The organism is Microvirga tunisiensis, from assembly GCF_009296175.1.
Taxonomy (GTDB): domain Bacteria; phylum Pseudomonadota; class Alphaproteobacteria; order Rhizobiales; family Beijerinckiaceae; genus Microvirga; species Microvirga tunisiensis.
Window position 1 is genome coordinate 1 of record NZ_VOSK01000696.1, and the last position, 1,670, is coordinate 1,670.

Here is a 1,670-nt window from a genome sequence, read left to right on the forward strand (position 1 = left end):
CTCGGAGAATATCGGTCAGGGGATCATCAATCGTGTCGGGCTGACGCAGGCGAACAATGTTGGTAGTCTCGGTCATGACGTATCGCTCTCCTGAAGAGGTTCTGGCAGGCTCGACACCCGCCTCGATCCGTCGCCTTTCTCAAACCGTCATCACCCACATTCCGGCATAGGTCGGTCGGCTAACGAAGCCTCCTCTGTAGAGGAGATTGCCAATCCTGTGGTGAGCGGACCATCTCGGGACTCTAAGCCTCTGGATCGGATAAGGCCGCATACCAGTCGGCATAGGGCGTGCTGATCACCATGTGACGATTGTAGTCCGGAGCACCATCACTCCACCACACGGGGCCCCGTTCACCCAAAACCGTCTTTGCGGTGTCGACCTGCTTGCGGGCCGCTCGCGTCGCCTCCAGCTCGCCACGGGCCTCGCGGACAGCGCGGCGCGCCGCCATCAACTCACGCACGAGCCGTTCTCGGTCTGCAGGATCCAGAGCGGGATTGCTCAAGCGCCAGAGCCGCCCACGCACAACAAAGTAGCGGCCATCGGGCGTTCGGGGATAGCGGTCGGAAGCAGCCATGAGACGGACCCAACGCTCAGGCGAGCCGAGGGGAGAGTGGTTTGGTGTAAACCAGGCGCCTATGCCAGGGGCACCAGCTCGATCCTGGCGATGTTGGCGCGCCGCAGAAGATCGTCTCTGATCCAGCGTCCGAGCCGATAAAGCGGCACTGCTGCGCCCTAAGCTTCAAGAGGGAGGTTTGATCGCGCGAGGAGGGCTCAGGGATCTCAGACACAGCACCACCGGGCTCATGAGAGGAACCTGGTGATATCGGACAAGAGCCGTACAGGTTCCATCGGCTGCCCGTTTATGCGCCTTGGCCTACGGTCTTTGCTCTGTGACAGGCATCGGCGGCAGTTTCTGAGAAGCACATCCGGTCAGGTAGGAGACTGAACCCAGCCAGACAGATCCCCGTTCCATAACCTTGCTGTCACGGCAGTTCCTAACGTGGCATTCTCGCCCTCAAGTCCGATCGAATTTTTATGTTTTGCAGGGGTGGCCCCAACATCAGCATGTTGGTCTCAATGTCCAAGTTATCGGGCGATAGAAGTTTGGAAACCGATGAACCTTATCAAAGTCACCAAGTAGACCGGTGAGGCTATTCGCTTTGCAGAATGCCCAAAATTGAGGCGGACCTTGCCAACATTGTAAGCTCACTTGAGAAATCCTTTTCGCCAACAGCTCGTTACTGACACATAGTGTTCCAGCTGAGGGGATGGGTTGGGCCATAACCGTTGTGAGGAAGTCATGGCGTCGGTGTTCAGCGAACTCATTCCATTGCTTGGGGTCATTTCCGTATTCATCGCAATCTGCTCCCTGGAAGGGGCCTCTTAGACCGAGCTTAGGCAACTGGAGGAGCAAGGCATGACTGTTGGAGAACTCTACAAGGTCCGCGCTGGCGACAAGGCACCATCATCCTGCATGGATGCGCCCGAGGTTGAGGTCTCGCGGCAAGTGCTGATCGATGTGCTAATGATCTTCACTAAAGACCTGCAACGGAGAGACCTGCGTGCCGGAAGAAGCTGGTGATGAGCTCAGGCCGTTGCTGCAGGCGGCCGAACTCGCGGCGGGCCAGGCGGTGCAAGTCGGCGACTGATCCGGGCAACGCGCTTTCCA

General features: G+C 58.2%; 2 protein-coding genes. Both read right to left on the bottom strand.

What is annotated here, in order from left to right; translation table 11 throughout:
* Positions 1–242 precede the first annotated feature (242 nt).
* A complete protein-coding gene (locus FS320_RS42955; protein ID WP_152718596.1) occupies positions 243–575 on the bottom strand; it encodes a hypothetical protein in 333 nt (110 codons plus the stop codon).
* 16 nt (positions 576–591) lie between these two features.
* Positions 592–789, bottom strand: a complete 198-nt coding sequence (locus FS320_RS51325; protein ID WP_162003630.1) for a GcrA family cell cycle regulator — start codon at positions 787–789, stop codon at positions 592–594.
* Positions 790–1,670 lie beyond the last annotated feature (881 nt).

Coding starts and splice junctions, on each gene's coding strand:
- FS320_RS42955 (WP_152718596.1), bottom strand. CDS start 575: ATGGCTGCTTCCGACCGCTATCCCCGAACGCCCGATGGCCGCTACTTT.